The following is a 19,542-nucleotide window of genomic DNA, read 5'->3' as shown; positions in this document are numbered from 1 at the left end:
CCAGCTCGACCGGGAACGGGGCGCGTGCGCGCGGGTCAGATGCCCCTCCCGACTGCGTTCGCCATCCGCTGGGCACGAGTTACCGACAAGAGACCGGTGCTCACCACCAGTGCGACCGCGGCGCGCCGGTCGAGCGGGTTCAGCCGCAAGCTCTCGAAGGCTGTCCGCATCGCGGCGCGCCGATCCCCCATCGCGGCTCGTGCGAAGGCCTGTCGTCCACGCAGGTTCGCCAACCCGCGGCTGTCCTGTCGCAGCTCCGGGTGCTTGTCGATCAGGTAGTCCAGCGCCTCGATCATCGTCGGCCAGCGGCCGCTGAAGTGGGAGGCGCGATGCCAGGCGACCACCGCCAGCGGCCTGCGGACGTAGGCGAGCGGGTGCACCTTCGCCGCGCGGATCAACCAGTCGTGATCCTCGCCGTAGCTCCCCGGGATCGCCTCGTCGACCAGACCGATGTCACCGGTGAACGCCGTGGTCCGGACGAGGACGGTCGAGGGGTGGGCGTCCTGCACGCGGGACCGGCACAGGTCCGCGACGGTGACCTCGTCGCTGGGCCACACGCGTTCGATGCGGTCGCCCTCGTAGTCGATCACCATCCCGCCGACCACGACCTGGCGGTCGGGTTCCGCGTCCAGGATGTCGACCTGCGCGGACGTCTTGTCGGGCAGCCACACGTCGTCGTCGTCGCAGAAGGCCAGGAGCTCACCTCTCGCAGCCAGCGCGCCGGTGTTGCGTGCGCCCGCCAGCCCGGGGGTGCGGGCGTTGCGGAGGACGACGACCGGTCGGCGGGGGTCGTCGGACACCAGGGTCTCGTCGGGCTCGTTCCGGTCGAAGACCACGACGCACTCGAGGACGCCGTCGTAGGTCTGGACGCGCACGCCCTCGATGGCCTCTCGCAGCAACTGGGGCCGGTCGTGGGTCGCGATGACGGCCGAGACCGTCGGCCGCGGACCGCGTGTCCCGTCGACGTCCTGAACCCCGTTGACTCCAGTGTCCGTCGACATCCCTCAACCCGCGTCCGTCTGCTGCGTCCGCTGACGGAGTGTAGCGGCCATCACGGTGTCGGAACCTTCCCCGTGGCGCCACTCCACGCGCTAAACCGGGTCGAGCCACCGCCGATGGGAAGACTAGTCGTCGACTGGGAGCTTCTGCGTGACCCTGGCAAGCAGGTACATGGCGGTGTTCATCGCGTGCGCGTCAGTGCTCGTGTCCGCCCCTCCCCCGGTGACCGCCGGGGCGGTCGTGGACGTCACGCGGCTGGGCGGGGCGACGCGGACCGAGACGGCCGCGCACGTCGCCACCTCGTTGCACCCCGACGGTACCGACCACGTCGTCGTGGTGCGTTCGGACCGCTTCCAGGAAGCACTCGTCGCCGCGCCACTGGCTGGCGCGCTCCAGGCCCCCATCCTCCTCTCCGCCGATGACGAGATGGACGACGTCACCCAGGAGGCGCTCTCCGAACTGGGTGCTGAGCGGATCACGTTGGTCGGTGACGAGACGGTCTTCAGCACCCGGTACGCGGCGTCCATCGACGGCGTGGATGTCACCCGCGTAGAGGGGAGCTCCACATACGGCACGGCCGCGGCCGTGGCAGATGAGGTGGTCCGCCTCACCGGTGCGCTGCCCTCCCTCGAGGGTGGCCGCACCGTGCTGCTTGCCAGCGGAGAGGACTTCCCCGACGCCCTGTCAGCGAGCGGCCCCGCGTTCGTCGGGCGCGTGCCGCTCCTGCTCACGGCTCCAGAATCGCTGCCCGCAGCGACGATCGAGGCGCTTCTGGCTCTGGCGCCCGAGCAGGTGATCCTCTTCGGCGGTCCCGCGGCGGTGGACGAGCACGTCGCAGACCAGGTGGCGGCCCTCGGCCCGGACGTCCTGCGGCTGGCGGGGCCGACGCGCACCGCCACTGCGACGGCGGCCGCAGAGCACTTCACCGCGACGGGTCTACTGGAGCGGGACGCAGCTGTCCTCGTGCGGGGGGACGACTTCGCCGACGACCTGGCGGCGGCGCCCGTCGCAGGTGCGCTGGGGGCCCCGATCCTGCTCTCCGCCGATCGGACCTGGCTGTCCGACGACACCGTCCGGTGGGCGGCCGAGCGGTGTGGCACGCTGGCGGAACTGGTCGTCGTCGGCGGGACGACCGCGGTCCCGCAGGCTCTGGTGGACGCGTTCACACACGCCTCTGCCACCTGCGCGGCCCCGGATCCCGCCGAACCGGCGTCCTTCCCGGGCGACCCGGCACCCGGGACCGTGTACTGGGGTGCTGCGGTCGGGGGCAACGGCGACCCGACCCAACGTCACGAGCAGCCCGCCGGCGTCCCCCTGTCGCTCCGGCGCACGTTCTTCCGCTGGGATCAGCGCAACGGCTACCTGCCACGCATCGCGGCCGAGGACCTGGCCGTCGGCCGGCTGCCGTGGGTGTCGATCAAGACGCCCGGCTGGACAGCCATGGCCGACGGCACGGCGGACGCGGAGATCGACGAGCTGCTGAGGAACCTCGACGGACTGGACGGTCCCGTGTGGTTGACCGTGCACCACGAACCCGAGGGCGGCGGAGGGGTGAACCACCCCGACGACCCGGCCGGTCCGGAGGGCCACCGAGCCGCCAACCGGCGGGTCCGCGAGCGGATGGAGGCTCTCGGTACCGACAACATCGCCCTGTCCCTGATCCTGATGGGCTGGACCTGGGATCCCCGCTCCGGTCGTGATCCCGACGAGTGGTGGGAGCCGGGCCTGTACGACTTCGTCGGGATCGACCCCTACCGCGACGAACCCGGTGGGCTGCTCACGGAGACGTGGGCTGACATCCGCCGTTGGGCTGCGGAGCAGGGCACCGTCGTCGCGGTCGGCGAGTGGGGCATGCGGGGGGACGACGAGGCAGCGGCGCAGCACGTCCGCGACTGGTACGCCGCCGCGGCCGGGTCCGCGACGGACGGCGCTGGCGCACGTGTCATCGGACTCGCGGCGTTCGACTCCCACCTCAACTCGCGGACGGGGTCCTGGGAGCTGCCGCCCTCGCAGCTCCACGCCTTCCACGCGTTGCTGGCGGACCCGCGCACCGCCCGGCTGTAGGTCGCGGGGTCATGACCGCCTGGCGTCTGCCGTCCCTCCCGCGCGTCGGCCGGCAGCGCTGGTGAGGTCACCCCGACCGGTCGCCGACGCACCTGCATCGGCGACCTGCCGGGCCAGGCCGCTGTCCACCCTGCCCCGGCGGCGACGCTTCGTGTGCACGACGACGCCCAGGATCCGCAAGCCGACCTGGTCCAGGGTCTCCGCCGCCTCTGCCAGGTCCGACAAGCGGGTGTCGCCGACGCGGACGGCGAACACGACGCCGCTCGACACCTCGCGCAGCTCGAGGGCATCCGTCGACTCCGACAGCGGGGCGGCGTCCACGATCACGAAGTCGTAGGCACCGCCGACGACGTCGAGCAGCGCGGTCATGGTCCCCTTGCTCTGGCCGTACCGCGACGAGGCCGGACTGGACGACTCCGCCGCGATCAGGTGGAGGGGCGCCGGCTGGTGGAGCTCCACGATCTCCCTACCCACACCCGACTCGACGACCAGGCCGCGGCGGGCTGCGTCGAGGTTCGAGTTGAGCAGCTCCTGCACCGCCGGGTGTCCGCTCGGCACGTCGACGAGCAGCACCCGGTGCTCCTCCGCCAACGTGATCGCGAGGTTGACCGCCGTCGAGGTGCGTTCAGCGAGCGGCTCGTAGCTGGCGACGATCAGCGCGTCAGGCCGCCGGTCGTCAAGGGTGACCGCGAGCCGCCGGTACGCGTTCACCATGGACCGGTTGCGGGTGCGGAGCCCGCCTCCCCCGGGGACGACCGCGAGGACGCGGGCGTGCAGCGCTCGCCCGGCGACACCGGCATCTCGCAGGTTGTCGTCCAACCGGTCGCGCACGAACGCCGCCAGGACACCGAGGACCGCACCAGCGAGCAGCGCGACGATCATCGCGCGCACGGGTTGGGGGCTGCTGGGCGCGGCAGGTTCGACGGCCGGCGCGATGACCTCTCCGGCGTCGATGCTGGTCGACAGGCGCTGTGCCAGCTCGGCGGAGAGCAAGCTGATCTGCCCCTGCAGGAGGGTTCGGCGGTTCTGCGCGTCGATGGCGTCGAGCGACTCCGGGTCGTCCGCGGTGGCGGCGATGGTCGCCGAGACGTCCTCCAACTCGTCGCTCAGCTCGGCGAGGCGCTCCTCGATCGCGTCGGTGGACCCCGAGATCGCCGCGGAGCCCCTGTCGAGCCGCACCGCGAGGTACGCCTCGGCCAGCGCGTTGGCCCCCGCGGCGGCCTGCGACGGACCCGGCGCCCGGTACGTGATCCGCATCACATCGGCGTCGCCCGGAGCCTCGACCGCCATCCGCTCTTGCACCTCGTCGACCGGTGCATCCCCGATGACGGGTCGCGCGCGATCCACCACCAACGGGGAGGTCACCAGCTGGAGCTCGGTCTGCAGGTCCACGAGATCCCCCGCGCGGTCGTACGCCTCCAGGGGATCTCGCGTGATCGGTCGGACAAGCACCGTCGCGGAGCTCTCGTACTCGTCGGGCACCACCGCGACGTACAGCTGCGCTGCCATCCCCGCCACCACGACGGACACGACGATCAGTGCCCAGCGGCGACGGAGGACGGCGAGGTAGTCACCCGCGGTCGGGAGGTCCGGTGGCGTCGCGCTCATGCGGATCTGGGCGACGGGCCAGCGCCCGCGCCCTGGGGCATGTCCACCACTAGCGAGGCGCGAGGACGATGGTCCACATCGTCGCCTTGCCGTTGACCGAGTCGGACGTCGCCGTCGCACCGCCGACCGGCCCCGCAGCGTGGATGCCGCTGTCGGCGACCAGGGAGGTGATCCGCCCGCCGCCCGACCCGACGCCCAGACGCCGAGTGGTGTGACCCGGTGGTGGCGCGATGTTCGTGGTCGCGGACGTCTTGTCCGCCCAGTAGGAGACGACGAGCCCGCCGTCGACGGGGTTCTCCAGCACGGGGGTGGTGTGCGATGCCGTGTCGGCCTCCTCAACCGCGTAGCCGACCGCGGCGACGGGGGCCGTGAGCGAGGTACCCTCCCACACGCTCAGGCTCAGGTCGGCCTTCGTGAACGCCGACGTGCCGACCTGCACGAGACCGCCGATGTCCTCGGCCGACGCCACGCGGGCGAACAGCTGGGTGGACATCGACTGGTCCTCGATCCGCCCGAGCGACGTCCACCCGGCGGGCGGGGTCGCCTGGGCGGCCGCGACGTTGGTGGAGACCGCCAACACCATCGCGTCGCCGGGCTCGGTGCCGGGCGGCACCTCGACCTCGAAGCTCGACGCGTTGTCGTTCACCCCGGACGCCCCGATGAACCGGATGCCGGCCGCCGGAGCCTGCACGGTGACCTTGAACGGCGCGATGGACGATTCGCCGTCGTCGTCGGTGACGGTCAGGGTCGCCTCGTAGACGCCAGCCGCCGCGTACGCGTGGGTTGCCGTCACGCCAGATGCCGTTGTCCCATCCCCGAAGTCCCACACGTGGTCGACGATCTCGCCGTCGACGTCGAAGGATGCGGATGCATCGAACTGGCACTGCAGGTCGATGCAGCTCGTCGTCGGCTCAGCGACCGGCACGCGGTTCGTGGTCTCGGTCACGCCGACGGGCGCCAGGACGATCGACCACGTCGTCGCGTTGCGGTTCGTCTCGTCCGAGACCGCGGTGATGCCGCCCACGTCGCCCGGGGTCGTGAAGGCCGCATCGGCCACGACGGCGGACACCCGCCCGCCACCCAGGCCGTAGCCCTCGTGACGCACGTTCTGGCCGGCGGGGACCGACCAGGAGGTGGTCCCGGAGGTGCGGTCGGCCCAGTACGACACGACCGTGCCCTCGTTCAGACCCGATGGGACGACCGGGGTGGTGTGCTCGGTCCGGTACTCGGTCTCTGCCTGCCCGGCGGCGATCGCCACCGGCACGGTCGGACTGGTGCCGCCGTAGGCCAGCAGCGTCACGTCACCCTTGAGGTACCGGTTCAGGCTCAGCGTCTCCGCCCTGGTCTCGTCGCCGACCTCAGCGATCCGCCACCAGGCGCTGGTCCTCAGGCGGCCGGCCACGACGGTGTCCAGGCTGGTCCAGCCAGGGAGGGTGGTGGGTTGCGGGTTCTGGTCGGTCTCGTTGAACGAGGCGAACAGGACCATCAGGTCGCCGGGCCGGACGCTGTCAGGCACCTCGACGGTGAACGATGTGCGGTTGTCCGTCACCGACGACGAACCCAGGAAGGTGATGGCTTCCAAGGCGTCGCTGACGTTGACCTCGCGGCTGGTCGTCGCGGTCAGGCCGGTGTCGTCGGTGACCGTCAGGACCACCTCGTAGGTGCCGGGGTTCGCGTAGGTGTGCGCCGCCGTCACCCCCGTCGCGGTCGTACCGTCGCCCAGGTCCCAGGCGTAGGAGGTGATCTCGCTCCCGTCGGTGGAGGTCGACGCGTCGAACTGGCACTCGAGGTGGGTGCAGGTCACGTCGAACGCCGCGACCGGGGGCTGGGAGATCGACACGGGGACGGTGGTCGATGCGCTCGCCCCACGGGCGTCGGTGACAGTGAGGGTGACCGTGAAGGCGCCGTCGCCGAACGTGTGCTCGGCGCCGGGACCCGAGGCGGTCGTGCCGTCTCCGAAGTCCCAGCTGAACGACGACAGGATCCCGTCAGGGTCGTGGCTCCCCGTGGACCCGAACCGACACGTCGCCTCGACGCACGTCACGGTGGCCCGTGCGGCGGGTGGGACGTTCGGGCCGACGTGACCGGACGGCGAGTGGACCGTCAGCCCGCGACCGGAGTAGGTGCGACCGTCCCCGACCGCCGGTCCGGACACCACCGTCGTGGTCCCCGGGACGACCGCGTCGTCCACGAAGGACGTCCGTGAGAGGTTGCCGTCCGTGCCGGTCGTGTACAGCTGATCGCCGTGGAGGTGCAGGCCTCGGACGTTGCTCCAGTTGAGCGGGCCACCCTCGGCGGCGATGAAGGTCTCGGCGCCGAAGACGCCGTTCTCAGGGGTGAAGTACCGGTAGTAGAGGCGGTTCTGCCCCTGGACGGTGTAGTACAGCCGCCCACGCGTTGCGTCGAAGGCCATCCCGTTGAGGAAGCCCACCGGGAAGTGGCTGCTGGTGAGCCCGCGGAGGTCGAGGGAGGTGGACGGGCCTGCGGTGGCGCCGTCGAAGGGGCGGACCCGGAAGGTCCCGTCGGACTCGGCGGTGTAGAGCGATCCGCTCAACACCATCGCCGCCCGGACCCGGGACCAGTCCAGCCCCGCGATCGGCGCGGGAGTCCCGACCGTCGTCCCGTCGAAGGCCGCTGACGTCAGCGCGTTCCCGGACCCGGTGAGCAGCTGCCCGGGGATGGGTCCGGGGTGAGCGGGCGGGATGGGAGCACCGGTCGCCGACGGGAACATCGCCAACCGGCCGTGATACTCCCAACGACCCACGCGATCGGTGTCGCTGCCGATGTACAGCCCCCTGGGCGAGGTCACCATGTCGAACACACCGACGCCGAGGTCGCGGCCCGGGTCCCAGGAGAACGGCAGCCCGTTCGTCGGATCGAGGGACGCGAGCCCTTCGCGCGGGACGGCCCCCGGCCCCTGCCGGTCGCCCGCGAAGGGGTTGTTCACCCAGCGGTTGTGCCCACCGATGTAGACCGCTTCACCGGTGACCGCCACGCCGTAGAGGGTGTCACCACCGGTGTGGTTGACCCACGTGGGCGTCTGGTTCGGCCCGGACGTACCCAGCTCCCAGCGCGCCGATGAGTCGCACAACCGCCCCGCGCGGTAGGCGCCGGTCGTGACCACCACCATGTACGACCCGTCGGGGGCGATGTCCACATCGCGCATGTAGCTGTGGAACGAGGGGGAACACCAGGAAGCCCCGTTGGAGGCGGTCTGGGCGTACAGGCCGGTGTGCCAATCGGAGACACGTGCCTGCGGCCCGTCGACCTCGATCACCACGATCTGCGACCGCGGCTGGCCCTCGACTGTGCCGAAGTTCCCGATCGCCACCACACGGGTCCCGTCCGGCGTCACGTCCAGCTTCATCGTCTGGACGACGCCACCGTTCCCGAACGGGTCGGCGAACTCGAGGTCCACACCGGGATCGACGGCACCGGTCACCGCGTCGACGGCTGCGAAGCCGCTGCGGTGGGCGCCGCTCACGTTCCAGAACAGACCGCCGATGAACACGCGACTGCCTGACAGCACGACGTCACGCACACGGTGGCTGGGCGCAGCGTCGAAGGCGGGATCCGCCGCGCCGGTCGCGGCGTCGAGCTTCGCCAAGTTCTGCTGCGCGCGACCGCCGGCGGAGCTGAACGCGCCGCCGACGAACAGCGCCGTGCCGTCATCCGACACGTCGATGGCCTCCACCGTCCCGTTCACCGCGGGGTTGAACCCGGTGTCGATCACGCCGGTGGCGGCGTCGAAGGCGAACAGGTAGGGGCGGTCGATGGGCGTGCCGTCGCCCTCGTTGGCGATGCGTGTGAACGATCCGCCGACGATCACCCGGTCACCGACCGGCATGATCGCGTTGACGCGTCCGTTCAGCGCGTGCGGCGTGTTGTTCGCCGGGTCGGCGCTGACGAGGACGTCGAGGGGCACCTGCACCGCGGCGGCCGGCACGAGCGGCGCCACCGTGCACAGCACGGTGAGGACTGCGAGCACCACCGTGCGGATGCGGGTCTGCGATCGGGAGGGGTACATGGTTCCGCCTAGGGTCTTGCGAGGATCACAGCCGCCGACGCGGCGTGGAGCGGGAAGAGGTGGGACGTGGGACCGCGTGCGCCGAGGGGTCGATGCCCCACTGGTCGAGCGTCGCCCGTCGCGCGCCCTCTGGGACGGGCGGCGAGGCATCGGACATCTCGATGAGGTCCAGTACGTGCTCCAGGTGCGATCGCGGATGTGCGACCAGTGATCTGACGCGCACCCGCGACGACGGCACACCGGTCGCCCCGAACGGGTGCAGGCGTGAGTTGTACCACAGGGACCGTACGACCGCGCTCGCAGCGCGCCCGAGGCCAGCGTCGCCGCGGGCGCCCGCGTCGCCGACGAGGTGCACGATCCGGAGGTCGACCCTGTCGAGGCGGCGCAGCAGGTACATCGTCGCCACGTCCGTGCTCGAGACGACCAGCCACCGGGCGCCGGTCAGGCGCTGCACGGCGCGGTACACCGCCAGCAGTGACCGGCCGTAGGCCTCGACGTCGGCGTCGAACCCGCGCAGGACCCCCGGGCGGGTGGCGAGCTTCAACAGGTGGCGGTCCCGCTCGACGGCCCGCTGCGCGGCGAGCACCGCCTCCACGTCGACGTTCGCCCAGCCGCCGAAGGCCTCCTCGCCCACCGCGGTCCAGAACGCGCAGCGGCTGAAGCGCTCCCCGCAGGCGCAGCGCTCGTCGTCGCGGACCCCGCGGCTCCACAGGTGCACGACCTCGCCGAGCGAGACGCACCCCTCCACCTCGCCGAGCATGCGGTCGAGCAGCGTGCTGCCGCTCCGGCCCATCCCCGCGATCAGCAGGACCCCGACCTGGTCGGACGCAGGCTCCGCGGTCGCCGTCGAGCCCGCCCCGAGGTGGTCCAGGCCCGCGGTCTGCCCACGGCGGCGACGTCGGCGTGAGGACCGCTGCCGTTGGGCGACCGCGTCGTCCACCATCGCCTCGAACACCTCGACCGCCGAGCAGGTCCCGTCGTCCCCGGTCACGGCCGCCGGCTCGGACTCACCGTCCAGGACCTGGTCGAGGGCCTCGGCCAGGGCGTCGGCGGATCCCACCAGCACCACGTCGCCGTTGTCCGCCAGCCGGCGGGAGAAGTGGACCTGGTGGTCGTCGACGTGCTCGCCCAGCGCCTTCGACCGCGGCACGACGATCGGGACGTGGCCGGCGGCGCGCGCCTCGAGGATCGTCCCGGGCCCGCCGTGGCACACCACCGCGGTCGCCCGGCTCATCGCGGACACGAGGACGTCGTGCTCGAGGTAGGCGGTCCCCGTCGACGCCGTCGGCGACGCCGACGTGCCGTACTGCACGACGCAGGCCACCGCGGGCCCCCGCGCGGCCACCCAGCGGTCCACCCACTCGACCAGCCGGTCGAAGGGGTGGTGGTCGGTACCGACGGTGACGAGGACGAAGGGACGTTCGGGCAACGGCGACGCCGCGGGCCTCGCCTGGTCGAGTGCGGTCACAGCAGCCGTCCGATCACCACGGCGCCAGGGTAGTTCCGCAGCTGCTCCTCCCACTGCAGGAAGAAGAGCGTGCTGAGGGGACGGCACAGCCGGCCGGTCAGGCTCGGGGTGTCGATGCGGTCGTACACCTCGATGTAGGCGGTGGTCACCCCGAAGAGGCGCCCGAGCAGGAAGAACGGGAGCGCCACGCCGGCCCCGGACGACACGATCACGTCAGGCCGGGTGCGCCGCAGCACCCGCCAGGCCAGCCACAGGTTGCGCAGCAGGTTCGGGATGTGGCGGGTCGTCGGGTGGTAGGCGTAGACGACCTCCTCGCCCTCGAGCGAGCTGTTCGCGTCCACCATGTCGAAGGTGACCCAGACCCGGTCGTGCTTGGACCACCACGGCTCGAGCGCGCGCATCTGGGTGAGGTGCCCGCCGGAGGACCCGACGATGAGCACGGTCTGCCGTGGGCCGTGGCGCGGTGGTGCTGCAGGGGCGTGGTGCATCTCTCGTCCTGATCGTCACGCCCCCCGGGTGGCTTGAGCCCCGCGTGCGGCGTGATCGTGACGGGCAAGCCCGTCACATTGCGTAATGGTGCCACGGTTTCGGGCACGAAGCGTGAAGTTGTCGCGAAGGAGACCGTAGTGGTGTGGACGCACGGTGACGTGGAACCGGTGCGGGTCGCGCAGGGTAGGCGGTGCTAGGCGGCGTCCTCACCGCCGCCGGCGAGGTAGCTGGCCGCCGGGTCGACGAGGAAGCGACCGCGCATGGCGGTGCGCCCGAGCAGCATCCGGAAGCCCATCTCGTCGCGGCTGGCCAGGGTCAGCTCGATCTGCCAGCGGCGCCGGTGCAGCTTCGCCCACGTCTTGATGACGTACCGCTCCTGCACCTGCCCCGAGGACGAGCGGACCTCCCGGACGTCGAGGAGGGGACAGGTGACGGCGACGACGTGCTCGTCGTCGTGCTGGCGGGGGTGCAACGCGAAGGACAGCTCGTCGCCGTCGCGGACGATGTCGAACGCGTGGATGGCGGAGGTCCTGGCGCCGGTGTCGACCTTCGCCTTCACGGTGACGCCGAGGTCGGGCAGGGTGATCCACTCCCGCCAGCCGATCACGAGCCCGCCGCCGCTCACGTCGCCTCCCAGAACGCGAGGGGGTTCCCCCACGGGTCGGCGAAGGGCAGGACCATGCCGCCCTGCGCGCGGGTCGGGGCGATCGGGGTGTCGACCTGGCGTCGTCCGAGCCGCCGGTGGTCGGCTTCCACGTCGCTGCTGGCGAAGGCCAGCCGGATCGAGGGGTCGGGACCGGCCATCAGCGCCACGCGCGTGCCGCCGGCGTCGAGGAGCACCAGGCTCGTCTCGTCGACGCGGACGCGGCGGAGGTACTCGAGGCCGACGGTCTCGGTGTAGAAGCTGACGGCCTCGTCGACATCGGCGACGGTGATGATGATCTCGGCTAGCACGCGCGGGGGATGCTAGCGGTCCGGGACGTCTGCCCCGATCAGGCGAAGAACCGCCGGTCGAAGACCTTGCGGATCCGGCGGCGCGCCCGGTCGACGTCCTGGGTCAGCTCCTGGATGGCGTCGTAGTGCATGGCGTGGGCGAGGCGGGCCAGGCGGTCGGGTGACTGCGGGAGCGACGAGGTCTCCCGCTCCCCCACCAGGTAGAGGGTGTTGCGGACCTGGCTGAGCAGCGTCCAGCCGGACCTGAGCCACACCCCCTCCTCCCCCGTCAGCGCCCCGGCCGCCACCAGGGCGTCGAGTGCCGGCAGCGTCCCCGGCACACGGACCGACGGGTCGGTCGCGCCGTGCACCAGCCCGAGGAGCTGGACGGTCCACTCGACGTCGCTGAGCCCGCCCGGACCGAGCTTGAGGTCGTCGCGCGAGGTCCGCGGCCCGCCGCGGCCGCTCCCCTGGGCGGTGATGGACCGGACGCTCCGCGGGCGTGACGGGGGGGTCCGGCGCGGCCGCTGGGCGGCGGGTCGCGGCGCCTTCCCCCCGGCGCGCTCGGACTCGAGGCGGGCCTTCATCTTCCGCACCGCCACCAGGCGCTCGGTCGGGACCGGGTCGGCGTAGACCAGGGGCCGCATCCCGTCGATGAAGGCCTGTCCGAGCGCCTCGTCACCCGCGACGGGGCGGGCCTGGGTCATCGCAAGCAGCTCCCAGTCCCCCGCCCACCGGCCGTAGTAGGCCAGGTGGGAGTCGAGGCTGCGCGACAGCGGCCCGTGCCGCCCCTCGGGGCGCAGGCCGGTGTCGATGCGGAACGCCGCACCCTCCGGCGTGATCTGGGCCAGCAGGTCGACGACGGCGGTCGCCGCCTCCTCGGCCACCGCGGTGTCCCCCTCGTGGACGAACATGACGTCGAGGTCCGAGGAGTGGCTCAGCTCCCCCGCCCCGAACCGGCCGAGGGCGATGATCGACAGGCGGACGTCCTCGTCCGCCAGCACGGTCGCGAGGGCCGCCTGCAACAGCCCCTCTGACAGCCAGGTGAGCTCCTGGCCGACGGTGACGACATCCGCCTCCCCCGTGACCGACCGGACAGCCGCGCGGAGCGCCTCGCGCCGCTTGTAGCGCCGCAGCGCGTCACCGCTGGTCCCCCCGCCCCCGCGGCGGACCAACCCGGCGGCGCCGGCGTGCAGCTCCTCGCGGGTGCGCGGTCGGGCGAGCGCCTCGGGTTCGTCGAAGAGCCGCAGCACCTCGGGCTGGCGTCCGAACCACTCCCCCAGGCGCGGGCTGGCCCCGAGGACGCGGGCGAGGTGCCGGGCGGCCGCCGGGTTGTCCCGCACGGTCCGGAGGAACCGCGGGTTGTCCCGCAGGGACTCCGCGAGCGACCGGAGGGCGGCCAGGCCGGCGTCGGGGTCGGGGGTGTCGCTCAGCGCCTCGAGCATGGCCGGCAGGACCACGCGCAGCTGGCGGGCGGTGCGCCCCGATCCGCGCAGCATCGCCTCGAGGTGGCGGAGGGCCTGCCCGGGCGCGTCGAAGGACAGGGCGTGCAGGCGGGTGCGGACCGCGTCCGCGTCGAGTCGGCGATCCTCGGCGACCTGCCCGTCCACGAGCTGCCCGTCGGCGACGCGCTCGTCGATGCCCCAGGAGGCGATCGTGGCGAGCAGCGGCCGGTAGAAGAGCTGCTGGTGGATGCGCCGCACGCCGGTCCGGACGCGGGCGAGCTCGCGGTCGAACGCCTCGACGGCGCTGCGGACCGGCAGGTCGCGGAACCCGACGGTGCGGGCCAGCCGCTGCCGCTCGGCATCGTCTGCGGGGATGGTGTGGGTGCGGCGCAGCTGGCGGAGCTGGAGGCGGTGCTCGACGGTGCGGAGGAACCGGTAGGCGTCGTCGAACAGGTTGGCGTCGCCGTCGTCGACGTACCCGCCGTGGGCCAGGGCCGACAGCGCCGGCAGGGTGCCGCGCGCCCGCAGCTCCGGGTCGGCGGGGCCGTGGACCAGCTGGAGCAGCTGCACGGCGAACTCGATGTCGCGCAGCCCGCCGGGGGCGAGCTTGAGCTGCCGCTCCCCGTCCCGCACCACCGGCTTCGACCGCTCGACGCGGCGCTTCATGGCCTGGATCTCCTCGACCGCGTCCCCGCCGAGCGACTCCGGCCACACCCGCGGCGCGACGAGCGCCTCGAACGCCTCGCCGAGGTCCGGCGGCCCGGCGATCGGGCGCACCTTGAGCAGCGCCTGGAACTCCCAGGTCTTCGCCCAGCGCTCGTAGTAGGCCTCGTAGCTCTCGAGGGTGCGGGTCAGCGGCCCGTTGCGACCCTCCGGCCGGAGGTTCGCGTCGACCTCGTAGCAGACCCCGCCCGGTCCGTGGCCGCCCGCCACCTGCATCACGCGGCGGGCGACCCGCTCGGCCGCGGCGGTGTCGCCGCGGTGGACGAAGATGACGTCGACGTCCGAGACGTAGTTGAGCTCCTGCCCGCCGAGCTTCCCCATCGCGAGGACGGCGACCTCCGCGGCGTCGGCTGCCTCGTCGGCGACGGCCTCGTCCAGGGCGGCGCCGAGGACGCCGTCGGCGAGGTCGCTCAGCTCCTCCGCGGTCTGCGGGGTGTCGACCAGGCCGAGGAGGTCGCGGAGGGCGACGCGCAGCAACCCCTCGCGCTGGATGTCGAGCAGCCAGCCGGCGTCCCGCCCGGTCGTGCGGGCCCGCTCGCGGATCGTCGCGGCGTCCCAGGCGGTGGGTTCGGCCTCGTCCAGCACCTCGAGGAGCTGGGGTCGGCTGGCGAGGAGGTCCCCGAAGGCCTGGGACGACCCGAGCAGCACCGCCAGGCGGCGTCGCGCGTCCTCCCCCGCGGGCAGCGCGTCGGCGTCGAGCCGCTCGACGGCCTCGGCGGCCCAGTCGGGGTTGGCGGCGGCCGCGAGGTCGATCACAGGGTCGGCAGGTAGCGCTCCAGCTCGAACGGCGTGACCTGGGACCGGTAGTCCTCCCACTCCTGCCACTTGTTGCGGAGGAAGAAGTCGAACACGTGCTCGCCGAGGGCCTCGGCGACCAGCTCGGACTCCTCCATCGCGACGAGGGCCTGGTCGAGGGACGTCGGCAGGTTCGTGATGCCCGCCGCCCGCCGCTCGGCGTCGGTCATCTCGTAGATGTTGTCCTCGGCCTCCGGCGGCAGCTCGTAGCCCTCCTCGATCCCCTTCAGGCCCGCGGCGAGCATGACCGCGAAGGCGAGGTAGGGGTTGCAGGCCGGGTCCGGCGCCCGGTACTCGATGCGGGTCGAGGCGCCCTTGTTCGGCTTGTACCGGGGGATGCGGACCAGCGACGACCGGTTGTGGCGGCCCCAGGACACGTGGACGGGCGCTTCGAAGCCGGGGACCAGCCGCTTGTAGGAGTTGACCCACTGGCAGGTGACCGCGGTGATCTCCCGTGCGTGGCGCAACAGCCCGGCCGTGAACTGCCGGGCGACGGTCGACAGGTGGTAGGGGTCGTCGGCGTCGTGGAAGGCGTTCGCGTCACCGTCGAACAGCGACAGGTGGGTGTGCATGGAGTTGCCCCACGTGCCGGTCAGCGGCTTGGGCATGAACGTCGCGTGCACCCCGTTGCGCATCGCGGTCTGCTTGATGACGTGGCGGTACGTCATGATGTTGTCCGCCATCGTCAGCCCGTCGGCGTAGCGCAGGTCGATCTCGTGCTGGGAGGGCGCGACCTCGTGGTGGGAGTACTCGACGCTGATGCCCATCGCCTCGAGCGTCGTGATCGCCTGGCGGCGGAAGTCCGACTGGATCTCGTTCGGCGTCAGGTCGAAGTAGCCGCCGCGGTCGAGGGGTGTGGGGTCGTCGGCGCCCTCGAAGAGGAAGAACTCGATCTCGGGGTGGACGTAGTAGCTGAAGCCCATCTCCGCCGCGCGGCTCATGTTGCGCTTGAGCACCTGGCGGGGGTCCGCGGCGAAGGGCTCGCCCTCGGGGGTGTGGATGTCGCAGAACATGCGGGCCACGCCGGGCGTCCCCTCCTTCCACGGCAGCACCTGGAAGGTGGACGCGTCGGGCCGCGCCAGCATGTCGCTCTCCTGCACGCGGGCGAACCCGTCGACCGCGCTGCCGTCGAAGCCGATCCCCTCGGCGAACGCCCCCTCGACCTCGCTCTCGGTGACGGCCACGGACTTGAGGTTCCCGAGCACGTCGGAGAACCAGAGGCGCACGAACCCGATGTCGCGTTCCTCGATGGTGCGGAGCACGTATTCCTGCTGACGGTCCATTGGCCAGATCCTACGGCCTATCCGGACGGCCACGGGCCACGGCGAGGGGTGCCGTGGCCCGTGGGTCCCAGGAGGTCGTCCGGCCTAGGCCGGTGCCTCGGTGGCGCGGGCGACCTCGCCCGTGGGGGCGGTGACGGGACCGCCCGGGTAGGCGGAGGCGCCGAGCGCGGCCTCCGGGTAGCCGTACATGCCGTGCTCGTGGATGTCGAGGCCCTCGATCTCCTCGGTCTCGGAGACCCGCAGGAGCCCGGCGGCCTTCAGCCCGTAGGCGAGGGCTGCGGCGGCGGCGGCCACGAAGGCGGCCACTGCGACCACGCCGATGAGCTGGTCGACCAGCAGGCCGGCCCCGCCGCCGTGCCACAGGCCGGTCAGCCCCTCGGACCCGGTGTTGGCCCAGATGCCGACCGCCAGGGTGCCCCAGGCGCCGCAGGCGCCGTGGACGCTGAACGCGCCGACCGCGTCGTCGATCCTGAGCCGGTCGACGGTGGTGACCGACACAGCGACGAGCACGCCGGCGACGACGCCGATGGCGAGGGCGGCGAGCGCACCGACCTGGTCCGCGCCGGCGGTGATGCCCACCAGGCCGGCGAGCACGCCGTTGATCGTCATGCCGATGTCCGGCTTGCCGTAGCGGACCCAGGTGTAGACCATCGCGACCGCCCCGCCGGCGCAGCCGGCCAGGACCGTCGTGAGGAGCACCGGGGCGACCAGCGCGCCGTCAGCGGACAGGACCGACCCGCCGTTGAAGCCGAACCAGCCCCAGAAGAGGATGAACATGCCGAGCGCGGCGAGGGGCATGGAGTGCCCGGGGATGGCTCGCGGCTTGCCGTCCTTGCCGAACTTGCCGATCCGCGGGCCGAGGATCCCGGCGATCACGAGGGCGGCGACACCGCCGGTCATGTGCACGAGGGTCGAGCCGGCGAAGTCGTAGAAGCCGAGTCCGTCGAGCCAGCCCCCGCCCCACTTCCAGTGCCCGACGATCGGGTAGATGAGGGTCGTCATGACCAACGTGATGACGATGTAGCCGGAGAACTTCATCCGACCGGCCACCGCGCCGGACACGATCGTCGCGGCCGTGGCGGCGAAGACGGCCTGGAACAGGAAGTCCGCGGCGAGGAAGCTGTCCCCGCCGTACAGGCCCGCCTCGGAGTACGCCCCCGCGCTGAGCGCGAAGGTGTCGGTGCCGATGAAGCCGCCGGCCGACGCGCCGTACATCAGGCCGAACCCGATCAGGAAGTAGGCGATGATGCCGAAGAGGGCATCCGCCATGTTCTTCATCATGATGTTGGAGGCGTTCTTCGAGCGGGTCATGCCCGTCTCGAGCATCGCGAAGCCCGCCTGCATCCAGAAGACCAGGCCCGCGGCCAACATGAAGTACACGACGTCGAGGTTGAACTGGACCAGTGCGACGTCGTCGACGGTCGCGGCGTCCTGCGCGGCCGCGGGGCCGGCGAACGCCACCAGGCCGGCGAGCACCGCCGCACTGGTGAGAAGGAGCTTCTTGCGCAAAGGGGTACCTCCCATGGTGGAGCCCGCGATCGGCTCGGACTCGTGACGTGGGAGGAAGCTAGGAAGGGGGGGTTCCCTCTCGATTGCCCGACTGTTTCGCCGGTGTAAAGCCTGTCCGGGGTGGGGTCAGGGGGTCCGGTCGGGGGTCCGCGGGAACGGGACGTCGTGGGCGACGACCTCCATGCCGCGGCTCTCGGTGACCCCCAGGTGGCGCAGCAGGTTGTCGGCGAAGCGCTGCCCACCGAGGACGATCGCCCGGTCCATCACGCGGCGGACCGCACCGCCCATCATCGAGGGGAGGGGGAGGTCGACGTGGGCGGTCAGCTCGATCGCCACGTAGGTGCCCGCATCCACCTCGCGGAGGTGGTAGGTCCCGCTCGCGCCGGCGGCCTCGGACTTGCCGGCCGGCGGGTCGTGGGCGAAGTCGATCCGGCGGTCGTCGTGGTCGTAGCGCATCCGCTCGGTGAACGAGGGGGCGGCAGACACCCCGAGGGCGCTGATCCCGACGAGGCGCCAGCACCAGCGGTCTCCGTCGGTCGTGATCGACGCGACGGTGGGGGCGAGGTCGGCCAGGGCGTCGGGGTCCTGCATCACCGACCAGACGTCGGCGGGGTCCGCGTCGAACACGTCGTCGGTGCGCACGGTGGTGGTGAAGCGAGCCATCGGGAGATCCTTGCCCACGGCCGGCGGCGCTGAACCCGTCCGGCGGGGCTGGCGCGCGGGCGGGGCGGTCGGGCCCGGGTGCGGGTGCACGTCGTCAGGTGCGGGACGCGGTCGCCCTGCACGTCGTCGGGTGCACGGGGAGGTCGATCTGCCCGTCGTCGGGTGCGGGACGCGGCCGACCTGCACATCGTCCCGGAGGGTGCCCGACGACGTGCAGGTGCCCGGCAGCGCGCACCGGACAGCGTGCAGGTGCCCCCGGATCGAGCTGACACGGGCGCGCCAGTGGCGTTCGCGTCACTCGGTGCGTCAGCTGCCGGCCATGCCCGGCTGGCCTGCACCCTCCCGCTCGAGCGTGATGGTGACCGGCCCGTCGCAGACCATGTCGATGTCCATGTGGGCGCCGAACACACCGCGGCCGACCGGGACCGTGAGGCTGTCGCAGAACAGCCGGTAGAGCCGGTCCCCCTCGGCGGGGTCCGCTGCGGCGACGAAGGAGGGGCGACGCCCCCGCGTCGCGTCCCCGTACAGCGTGAACTGGCTGATCGCGAGGACCCCGCCCCCGGCGTCGACGACCGAGCGGTTCATCCGGCCCCCGTCGTCGGGGAAGATCCGCAGGCCCTCGGCCTTGGCGGCCAGCCAGCGGGCGTCCTCGTCGGTGCTCGTGCGGCCGACCCCGACCAGCGCCACCAGGCCGTGGTCGATCGCGCCCGTCACCCGACCGTCGACGGTCACGGCGGCCCGGTGGACCCGCTGCAGGACGACGCGCATGCCACTCAGCGTAGAGGTGGCCCCCGGCGCCGCGGCACACTCGGCGCCATGACCGCCAGCCCCCGTCCATCCCGCAGCGCCGAGCGCACCTTCTCCGAACCCGATCCGGACCGCGGCCACCCGGCGAGCGACCGGGTCAAGGTGCGACGCGACACCAAGCACCGGGGCCGCTACGACGCCGCGACGATCCACTCGATCCTCGACGCGACGCCGTTCTGCCACCTGGCCTACGTCCAGGACGGGCGCCCCGTCGTCATCCCGACCCTGCAGGTCCGCGTGGACGACGTGATGTACCTGCACGCGTCGACGGGGAGCCGCCTGGGGCTCAGCGCGCACGAGCCCTGGCCGGTGTGCGTCAGCGTCACCCTCCACGACGGGCTCGTGCTGGCCCGCTCGGGCTTCCACCACTCCGTCAACTACCGCTCGGTCGTGGTCATGGGCGACGCGGTCCTGGTGACCGACCCGGCGGAGAAGCTGCAGGCCCTGGACGCGACCGTCGACCACGTCGTGCCGGGCCGGGCGGCCGAGGTCCGCCCGCCGACCGCCCGGGAGCTGGAGGCCACCGCCGTCGCCCGCCTGCCGCTGGCCGAGGCGTCCGCCAAGGCCCGGACCGGCGGGGTGAACGACGAGCCGGAGGACCTCGACCTGCCGATCTGGGCCGGTGTCGTCCCGCTGTCGACGGCCTACGGCGCGCCCCTCCCCTCCCCCGACCTGGCGGAGGGGATCGACGTGCCGCCGTCCGTGCGGGCGCTGTTGGGGAGGTGAGCC

General features: G+C 72.4%; 14 protein-coding genes. 2 read left to right on the top strand and 12 right to left on the bottom strand.

Annotated elements, in window-relative coordinates; genetic code table 11:
- Window positions 1–35 precede the first annotated feature (35 nt).
- On the bottom strand, window positions 36–1,001 hold the full coding sequence (locus ACEQ2X_RS22510; protein ID WP_370328129.1) for a glycosyltransferase family 2 protein: 966 nt from the start codon (window positions 999–1,001) through the stop codon (window positions 36–38).
- Window positions 1,002–1,149: 148 nt separating this feature from the next.
- Between ACEQ2X_RS22510 and ACEQ2X_RS22505 the strand changes: the two genes are divergently transcribed.
- Window positions 1,150–3,063 (top strand): cell wall-binding repeat-containing protein, encoded by a 1,914-nt coding sequence (locus ACEQ2X_RS22505; RefSeq protein ID WP_370328128.1) that lies wholly within the window; start codon window positions 1,150–1,152, stop codon window positions 3,061–3,063.
- 9 nt (window positions 3,064–3,072) lie between these two features.
- Here ACEQ2X_RS22505 and ACEQ2X_RS22500 read toward each other — a convergent pair whose 3' ends face one another.
- The 11 genes from ACEQ2X_RS22500 to dtd all read right to left on the bottom strand — a co-directional run bounded on the left by ACEQ2X_RS22500 (window position 3,073) and on the right by dtd (window position 18,774).
- The gene (locus tag ACEQ2X_RS22500) at window positions 3,073–4,671 is read right to left on the bottom strand and encodes a Wzz/FepE/Etk N-terminal domain-containing protein (protein WP_370328127.1); all 1,599 of its coding nucleotides are present in this window, start codon (window positions 4,669–4,671) and stop codon (window positions 3,073–3,075) included.
- Window positions 4,672–4,720: 49 nt separating this feature from the next.
- Window positions 4,721–8,698, bottom strand: a complete 3,978-nt coding sequence (locus ACEQ2X_RS22495; protein WP_370328126.1) for a PKD domain-containing protein — start codon at window positions 8,696–8,698, stop codon at window positions 4,721–4,723.
- Window positions 8,699–8,723: 25 nt separating this feature from the next.
- Window positions 8,724–10,166: a glycosyltransferase gene (locus ACEQ2X_RS22490; protein ID WP_370328125.1), complete on the bottom strand. Its 1,443-nt coding sequence runs from the start codon at window positions 10,164–10,166 to the stop codon at window positions 8,724–8,726.
- Window positions 10,163–10,654 (bottom strand): PssD/Cps14F family polysaccharide biosynthesis glycosyltransferase, encoded by a 492-nt coding sequence (gene pssD, locus ACEQ2X_RS22485; RefSeq protein WP_370328124.1) that lies wholly within the window; start codon window positions 10,652–10,654, stop codon window positions 10,163–10,165. The genes ACEQ2X_RS22490 and pssD overlap by 4 nt, the downstream gene beginning before the upstream one ends.
- A gap of 194 nt (window positions 10,655–10,848) precedes the next feature.
- The gene (locus tag ACEQ2X_RS22480; RefSeq protein ID WP_370328123.1) at window positions 10,849–11,280 is read right to left on the bottom strand and encodes an ATP-dependent zinc protease; all 432 of its coding nucleotides are present in this window, start codon (window positions 11,278–11,280) and stop codon (window positions 10,849–10,851) included.
- Entirely contained in the window at window positions 11,277–11,609 is a 333-nt protein-coding gene (locus ACEQ2X_RS22475; protein WP_370328122.1) for a VOC family protein, read from the bottom strand. The genes ACEQ2X_RS22480 and ACEQ2X_RS22475 overlap by 4 nt, the downstream gene beginning before the upstream one ends.
- 38 nt (window positions 11,610–11,647) lie before the next feature.
- The gene (locus tag ACEQ2X_RS22470; protein ID WP_370328121.1) at window positions 11,648–14,512 is read right to left on the bottom strand and encodes a bifunctional [glutamine synthetase] adenylyltransferase/[glutamine synthetase]-adenylyl-L-tyrosine phosphorylase; all 2,865 of its coding nucleotides are present in this window, start codon (window positions 14,510–14,512) and stop codon (window positions 11,648–11,650) included.
- A complete protein-coding gene (locus tag ACEQ2X_RS22465; protein ID WP_370328120.1) occupies window positions 14,509–15,834 on the bottom strand; it encodes a glutamine synthetase family protein in 1,326 nt (441 codons plus the stop codon). Before ACEQ2X_RS22465 ends, ACEQ2X_RS22470 begins: the two co-directional genes overlap by 4 nt.
- An 84-nt stretch (window positions 15,835–15,918) precedes the next feature.
- On the bottom strand, window positions 15,919–17,343 hold the full coding sequence (locus tag ACEQ2X_RS22460; protein ID WP_370328119.1) for an ammonium transporter: 1,425 nt from the start codon (window positions 17,341–17,343) through the stop codon (window positions 15,919–15,921).
- Window positions 17,344–17,469: 126 nt separating this feature from the next.
- Window positions 17,470–18,006, bottom strand: coding sequence for an SRPBCC family protein (locus ACEQ2X_RS22455; RefSeq protein WP_370328118.1), 537 nt, complete (start codon window positions 18,004–18,006; stop codon window positions 17,470–17,472).
- A gap of 306 nt (window positions 18,007–18,312) precedes the next feature.
- Window positions 18,313–18,774 carry a D-aminoacyl-tRNA deacylase gene (dtd, locus tag ACEQ2X_RS22450; RefSeq protein WP_370328117.1) on the bottom strand — a complete coding sequence of 154 codons (462 nt, stop codon included), beginning with the start codon at window positions 18,772–18,774 and terminating at the stop codon, window positions 18,313–18,315.
- A 48-nt stretch (window positions 18,775–18,822) separates the two neighbouring features.
- Between dtd and ACEQ2X_RS22445 the strand changes: the two genes are divergently transcribed.
- Window positions 18,823–19,539, top strand: a complete 717-nt coding sequence (locus ACEQ2X_RS22445; RefSeq protein WP_370328116.1) for a pyridoxamine 5'-phosphate oxidase family protein — start codon at window positions 18,823–18,825, stop codon at window positions 19,537–19,539.
- Window positions 19,540–19,542: the final 3 nt, after the last annotated feature.

Source organism: Euzebya sp., from assembly GCF_964222135.1.
Lineage (GTDB): Bacteria > Actinomycetota > Nitriliruptoria > Euzebyales > Euzebyaceae > Euzebya.
Note: the sequence above shows the minus strand (reverse complement) of the source record. Positions and strands in the feature narration are given on the sequence as shown.

Bases quoted from the DNA above. Each gene is read 5' to 3' on its own strand.
- ACEQ2X_RS22510 (WP_370328129.1), bottom strand. From the start codon at position 1,001: ATGTCGACGGACACTGGAGTCAACGGGGTTCAGGACGTCGACGGGACA.
- ACEQ2X_RS22445 (WP_370328116.1), top strand. From the start codon at position 18,823: ATGACCGCCAGCCCCCGTCCATCCCGCAGCGCCGAGCGCACCTTCTCC.
- pssD (WP_370328124.1), bottom strand. From the start codon at position 10,654: ATGCACCACGCCCCTGCAGCACCACCGCGCCACGGCCCACGGCAGACC.
- dtd (WP_370328117.1), bottom strand. From the start codon at position 18,774: ATGCGCGTCGTCCTGCAGCGGGTCCACCGGGCCGCCGTGACCGTCGAC.
- ACEQ2X_RS22500 (WP_370328127.1), bottom strand. From the start codon at position 4,671: ATGAGCGCGACGCCACCGGACCTCCCGACCGCGGGTGACTACCTCGCC.
- ACEQ2X_RS22465 (WP_370328120.1), bottom strand. From the start codon at position 15,834: ATGGACCGTCAGCAGGAATACGTGCTCCGCACCATCGAGGAACGCGAC.
- ACEQ2X_RS22495 (WP_370328126.1), bottom strand. From the start codon at position 8,698: ATGTACCCCTCCCGATCGCAGACCCGCATCCGCACGGTGGTGCTCGCA.
- ACEQ2X_RS22455 (WP_370328118.1), bottom strand. From the start codon at position 18,006: ATGGCTCGCTTCACCACCACCGTGCGCACCGACGACGTGTTCGACGCG.